Below are 6,020 nucleotides of genomic sequence, written 5' to 3' on the forward strand. Positions count from 1 at the left end.
GCACTTTTGTGGGGTGCCAGGCAAGGCATAGAGCGGTTTTATGCTCTCAACCCATAAGGAAAACCGAGCCGGGAAGGACGACTGGGCGGGATAAGTCCCCTAGGCTTTAGTGACAGGATCTCTGGTTATAGGGCAATTGCGTCATCGCGAGGTAGCGCTGGAAGGGAGCCCGGGCAACCCGGTTTTGAGGCTAAAAAAATGCCTACAGGAGTGCGCATTAGCATCCGCCAGGGCTTTCGGCAAGACCGTTTGGCGGTTCGCCGGGGCCATGATGGCCGAAACCGATGTCACTCGGAGTGATTGAGTGTCGTAAAAATCCCAAGCTTCATCAGGGCAGGGGTGCCGCCCTGGTTTGGGCTAGAGACTGGCGGGCTGAACCTGGGATGGTAATTCCCATTTTTTCAAAGAAGGTCTAGGGGTTCGGGGACCCCGGGCAATGGCGAGCCGTTGTGGAGTCTAGCTAGAGGCCGTCATCCCCATCCTCGGTGGCGGCATAATCCCCCGGTATCCTGGGTGAAAGGTACCACCGGAAGGCAACGGTGGGCGTTCAGGCCGCGGAGCGCACCCTGGAAAGGCCGGCGAGCTTCCCCACCATTACCAGTACTGTGCCGATTCCGGAAGAATCCAACGAACCCCGCCCCGGGGGTCCTCCTTGTCCCCTTCGTACCGGGGGATCAGGTGGACGTGGAGATGTGGGACCGACTGACCCGCCGCCTGGCCGTTGTTGAGCCCGATATTGAAGGCGTCCGGGGAAAAATCCCGCTCCAACAGATCCTTGGCCGCGTCCAGCCCCTCGGCGATGGAGGCCCTTTCGGCCTCGCTGGTTTCGAAGAAAGAGCCTACATGGCGTTTTGTGATCACCAGCATGTGGCCCGGGCTCACGGGGTAGGTATCGGGGACCACCGCGGCCTGGTCATCGGACCAAAGGACTCGTTGGGTGCCAAGCTCGCAGAAGGGACAGCGCTGGCTCATCAAATCCGTCCTTTGCCTAGATTTTCGTGGTTGGCATCAGGTCGGCCCTACAGCATTAACCAAGTCTCGCGCTGTGGTCCGTTGTCGGAAAAACTGTTCCCGGAACTCCATTAGGGAAGCCACAGGCCATCCTGATGGCGGTGTGGGTTCGGAGAGAGTGCCTAGCAGGACCCGGCTGCAGATGGCCGATCTGGCTCAAGGGGATCGCCTTATCGGGTAGACCTGAGAAGGTTCAGGCCATTGGCCTTCAACCCGACCGCTAAGCTACCGGTTACCTTGGCCCCAGCTGAAGGGCCTACCATGTAGCCCGACGGCCTCGCCCTGTGGGCCACTCAACCGGAAGCCGCCCACAGGTCAAGGAAGGTAACAGTGGCTATGTGCCCAGCAGGCTTGGGGCCGCCGACAAAGGATGGCTGCTCGAAGACGCAACGAGACAAGCGCCGCTGGACCGAATACAGCAGCATCCCTGCAGGCGGTCAGCCCGCCCGTTGCGTGGGTTAAAGGGCCGGTTGGACCGGCCCGTTACCTAGGTTTAGCCGGCGAAGTGCTCGCGCAGGATCTCCAAGACCTCCGGGCGGCTGAAGTTCGGCGGGACTTCCTGCCCCTCGGAGAGGTATTTCCGCAGCTTGGTGCCGGATAGCAGCATCCGGTCCTCCTCGCCATGCGGGCAGGTACGGTTGGTGGCCATGGCGACGCACTGGTTGCACCAGAAGGTGAGATCCATCTTCAGGGGCTCAATCTGGAGAGCGTCCTCTGGGATCTCGTCGAAGATCTTCTGCGCGTCGAAGGACCCGTAGTAATCCCCCACTCCGGCGTGGTCCCGGCCCACGATCAGGTGGGAGCAGCCGTAGTTCTGGCGGAAGACGGCGTGCAGCAGGGCCTCCCGTGGGCCGGCGTAGCGCATGTCCAGGGGATAGCCAGCCTGGATTACCGTGTCGGACACGAAATACTTGTCGATAAGCGTGCTAATCGCGCGGGCACGGTACTCCGCGGGCACGTCCCCGGGCTTGAGCTTGCCCAGCAGAGAGTGGACGAGCACGCCGTCGGCTGTGGTGTCTAAGGCAAGCTTGACCAGGTGCTCGTGGGAGCGGTGCATGGGGTTCCGGGTCTGGAAGGCGGCCACCTTGCTCCAGCCCTTGGCCTCGAAGGCCTTGCGGGTCTCGGCGGGTGTCATGAACAGGTCGCCGTAGGTTCCGGGGAAACCTCCCAGGGACAGCACCTTGACTGGCCCGCCCAGGTTAACGTCCCCCTGCTCCATTACCATCTTGACACCCGGATGCTCATCGGCATCCGTGGTCTGGTACACCATCATCGCCTCGTGGTTCTTGTCGATGGCGTACTTGTCGGTGATCTTCATGGTGGCCAGGATCTCGTCCCGCTCGGGGTCCTGTAGGGCCACCTCGTCCCCCTCGGAGATCTGATCGGCGCGGTCCTTGCTCACGGACAGAGTGACCGGAATGGGCCAGAAGGTACCCCAGGCGGTGTGCATACCATCGCACACCCCTTGCCAGTCCGCGTGGGTCATGAAGCCATCGAGGGGAGTGAAACCGCCCATGCCCAGCATGAACAGATCCCCGGCCTCGCGTGAGCTCACGGGGATCTGGGTCATGGATTCGGCTCGGCGCAATTCCTCTTCGCGGGACTCGCCCTCGAGCAGAAGGGGTTTTAGCTCCTCACCACCGTGTGGATCTACTAACCTGGACATAATTCCCCCTATGGGTAGGGTTTTCAAAGGCGATTTACAGCGGTATTGGGTCTCTGGGACCCGCTTAGTTCGGGGCTCCGGAAGTCCAGGAGCCGGCCAAGGGAGGAGGGTTCCTCCGCATAAACCGAATTCGGTTGGACGTGGGTAATCAAGGGGTGGCCCTGAGCGCTGGGACTCTGCCATTGGATCCTTCCTCTCCAATTGGGACCGTACATATCCCAAAGGGGGAGGTGAAGGCCCCGACTCCAAGCCCGACGTATCTTTTCCAGTCGGCAAGCGGGCCCATTGATTGGCATCCAAGGAAACGGCCGGGGCGGGGATCCCCATAGCCCGGAGAGTTCCGGTTAGTTGTCTAGGCCTTTGAAGATCTGTTCGCGGATGGCTTCGACATCGCCCTGTCCGTCAACCCGCACGTATTTGGGGGCGTTGGGGTCGCCGGATTCAGCCCGCTGGGAATAGTACTCCACCAAGGGCTGAGTCTGATCGTGATAGGTGCCCAAGCGCTTGCGGATGGTCTCTTCTTGGTCGTCGTCCCGTTGGATGAGGGGCTCGCCGGTAACGTCGTCTTTCCCCTCCTCCTTGGGCGGGTTGAACTCGACGTGGTAGGTCCTCCCCGAGTCGGGATGGACACGACGGCCCGCCAGGCGCCGGACGATCTCCTCGTCGGGAACCTGGATCTCAACCACCGCATCGATGCCGACTCCCGCATCGTTAAGGCCGTCGGCCTGGGCGATGGTCCGAGGAAAGCCGTCCAAGAGGAAACCGTTAGCGCAGTCAGGCTGGGCCAGACGGTCCTTGATCAGACCCATGATGATGTCATCGGAGACCAAGCCGCCCTCGTCCATGATGGCCTTGGCCTGCTTGCCCAGCTCCGTGCCCTCTTTGACCGCCGCCCGTAGCATGTCCCCGGTGGATATCTGAGGGATGCCGTAGCGTTCGCAGATGTACTGGGCCTGGGTTCCTTTGCCGGCGCCCGGAGGGCCCATCAAGATTATCCGCATGGGTATCGCTCCCTTTTAGCGGTTGGTGCAACGAGGCCACAATAAACCCGTTACGCGGTAAGGGGCTTCGAAAAGAACGGTTATGGGCTTCGTCCCGGGGTAGGCCGCAACTCCCTCCGGCCTTGGCCAACCCCCATCCAATCAGCGAGGCTAACCCTTAGCCGGATCCTCGGCACCGGGAAATGGCCACGGCGTACCTTATTCATACTTGGCCTGGACCCGCAGCAAGGGGCCCGGTAGCCGAAGTGGTCGGCGTATTTTTGACGGCCGGAGCCGGACTGTCCACGCGCCAGCCGACGGAGCATTTGCGTCAACGCCTTTGGGCCTGGATCCCCAGGAAATAGCAGCCGTCTTTTGTCCCATAGCTGGCCGGATATTGCTTTAGCCGGAGCAAATTGGGATCCAGGCGTAGTTCTACCGCGGCATGCGCAAGGCCCACCCCGCCGCCCCAAAAGTGCTCAGCGATCCGTTTTGGATGATGTCCATCTCGTCATTGTCTGAATCCCGGCTTCAGGCCCACCGGTGGCCGGAGCACAGGCAGCTAATTGGCCCGGCTGCGGGCTTGACCCGAAAGGTGCTCATTCAACCACAAAGGCGGTCGCCACTCAACCCGAACACGGCCGGAATTTCCTGTTTTTGCCATGACCTCCCGCATCAGGTTGCCCGAACCTGTTCGTGCTTTCGGGGGCCGGTCCGGCTTCAGCCGGGCGATGCTCAACCGTTTCTCAACGGGGGAGAGAGGGAGCGCTCGCCCGAGGCGGGGCAACCTATTTTCTTCAATACCCTGCGGTTCTAGGAAGGCGAAGGCTCGCAGGCCTTTCTAAGCAGTTTCCCGGGGTGGCCCAGACCGTCGGGCGACGCGGTATAGGAGAAAAGGTCAGTGGATTTGGGGGGGGTCTGCCGCGCTTCCGTCCCGGATCTCCTCGGGGGTAGCGTCGCGCACACCCGCCACATCGACCACGAAGGTGAGGGTCTTTCCCGCAAGGGGATGGTTGCCGTCGACGGTAAGCTTGCCTTCCGAAATGTCGATAACCCGGAAGGTCTTGGTGTCCCCCTTATCGTTCTGGAAATCAATTTCCTTGCCCAGTTCCTGGTATTGGGGCGGGACGTTTGCGAGATCGTCAATTTGGACAAGTCCCGGATCCCGTTGGCCAAAGGCCTCTTCCGGGCCAAGGGTCACGGAAACTCGGTCGCCGAAGGAACGGCCTTCAAGGGCCGCTTCCACCTGCTCGAAGAGGCCGCTGTCGTGGCCATGAACATACGCTATGGGGACCTCCAAATGCTCCAGGACGGATCCGTCCTGGTCGAGGATCGCGTAGGAGATCTGTACCACCTTGTCCTTCTGGACCCGTTTATCCGGCATTTTAAGGCTCCCTGCCGAGGCGAATTTGGGATGGAAGGGTCTAGTTGCTATCGGATTGCAGATCGTTCGACAATTCCCTATTGTCCCATATGAGTCCACCAACCTCGAATCGGTCCCTGGCCTCTTGAGGCGAAGGGAAGTGAAACTGTCTGAATGCGCCACTGGGATCCGAGCTGTCCGGTCGGCGGGGATAAGCCCGTGATCCCACAGGATGGGAGATAGGGAATGCGGGTTAACGAAATTATGACGCGCTCGGTTAAGGTGGTCCGCCCCGAGACCCCGTTGGCGGAGGTGGTAACCGCTATGTGCCTGTATCGGGTCAGTGGAATGCCGGTGGTCGAGGGCGATGAGCGGCTGATCGGCATGATTGCCGAGAAGGATGTGCTGGCGCGGATGTTCCCGACCCTCGATGACCTCATGGAAGGTATGGCCGGTGTTGATCTGGATGAGCTGATGGGAACTTACAAGGAGATCTTTAGCCTCAATGTTTCCGATCTTATGAGTTCCAAGCCCATTACGGTACGGCCCGATACCCACATCCTTAAGGCCAGCGCGACCATGGCCAGCCACCAGTTCCGCCGCATTCCGGTGGCCGAAGATGACTCCTTGGTCGGAATGGTTAGCCTGGGTGACGTTCACAAGGCGATATTTCAGGCCAATGTCCACCAGGCCATTGGCAGCCCGCAGGTGGTCGAGGAAGTCGAGTCGGGTTAAGGAGGGGGATTGCATCCCCCGGCCAAGATCTGTAAATTGCGTTTCCTGCGGCGCGGCCCCGGCCTAAAGATCTCGGGCAGGCCGACCGCCACCTAATTCGATTGCGGGGTGGAGCAGTTCGGTAGCTCGTCGGGCTCATAACCCGAAGGTCGCAGGTTCAAATCCTGCCCCCGCTACCAATTCCGTAACGATCGGCTCCGGCCGGTCGGAGGCTCTTTAACAATCTGGGATGAGGAAGCGTTGTGGGCTCTTGGCGATTCCGAGG

General features: G+C 60.7%; 5 protein-coding genes and 1 tRNA gene. 2 read left to right on the forward strand and 4 right to left on the reverse strand.

Annotated elements, in window-relative coordinates; genetic code table 11:
• Nucleotides 1-594: 594 nt before the first annotated feature.
• From V5A19_RS06640 to V5A19_RS06655, 4 genes are all read right to left on the reverse strand, one after another.
• Nucleotides 595-972, reverse strand: coding sequence for an HIT family protein (locus V5A19_RS06640; RefSeq protein ID WP_332318304.1), 378 nt, complete (start codon nucleotides 970-972; stop codon nucleotides 595-597).
• A gap of 532 nt (nucleotides 973-1,504) precedes the next feature.
• Nucleotides 1,505-2,677, reverse strand: a complete 1,173-nt coding sequence (gene sat / locus V5A19_RS06645; RefSeq protein WP_332318303.1) for a sulfate adenylyltransferase — start codon at nucleotides 2,675-2,677, stop codon at nucleotides 1,505-1,507.
• 344 nt (nucleotides 2,678-3,021) lie between these two features.
• Complete coding sequence (gene adk / locus V5A19_RS06650) at nucleotides 3,022-3,678, reverse strand: adenylate kinase (protein ID WP_332318302.1); 657 nt, start codon at nucleotides 3,676-3,678, stop codon at nucleotides 3,022-3,024.
• Between the two features lie 877 nt (nucleotides 3,679-4,555).
• Nucleotides 4,556-5,041, reverse strand: coding sequence for an FKBP-type peptidyl-prolyl cis-trans isomerase (locus V5A19_RS06655; protein WP_332318301.1), 486 nt, complete (start codon nucleotides 5,039-5,041; stop codon nucleotides 4,556-4,558).
• Between the two features lie 225 nt (nucleotides 5,042-5,266).
• Between V5A19_RS06655 and V5A19_RS06660 the strand changes: the two genes are divergently transcribed.
• Complete coding sequence (locus V5A19_RS06660; RefSeq protein WP_332318300.1) at nucleotides 5,267-5,755, forward strand: CBS domain-containing protein; 489 nt, start codon at nucleotides 5,267-5,269, stop codon at nucleotides 5,753-5,755.
• A 102-nt stretch (nucleotides 5,756-5,857) separates the two neighbouring features.
• Nucleotides 5,858-5,934: transfer RNA gene (locus V5A19_RS06665), tRNA-Met, on the forward strand.
• Nucleotides 5,935-6,020 lie beyond the last annotated feature (86 nt).

It is taken from the genome of Thiohalorhabdus sp., from assembly GCF_036628635.1.
In the GTDB taxonomy this organism is placed as follows: domain Bacteria; phylum Pseudomonadota; class Gammaproteobacteria; order Thiohalorhabdales; family Thiohalorhabdaceae; genus Thiohalorhabdus.

What these genes read in the sequence shown, in the direction of transcription:
- V5A19_RS06640 (WP_332318304.1), bottom strand. Translation starts at nt 972, where the DNA reads ATGAGCCAGCGCTGTCCCTTCTGCGAGCTTGGCACCCAACGAGTCCTT.
- sat (WP_332318303.1), bottom strand. Translation starts at nt 2,677, where the DNA reads ATGTCCAGGTTAGTAGATCCACACGGTGGTGAGGAGCTAAAACCCCTT.
- adk (WP_332318302.1), bottom strand. Translation starts at nt 3,678, where the DNA reads ATGCGGATAATCTTGATGGGCCCTCCGGGCGCCGGCAAAGGAACCCAG.
- V5A19_RS06655 (WP_332318301.1), bottom strand. Translation starts at nt 5,041, where the DNA reads ATGCCGGATAAACGGGTCCAGAAGGACAAGGTGGTACAGATCTCCTAC.
- V5A19_RS06660 (WP_332318300.1), top strand. Translation starts at nt 5,267, where the DNA reads ATGCGGGTTAACGAAATTATGACGCGCTCGGTTAAGGTGGTCCGCCCC.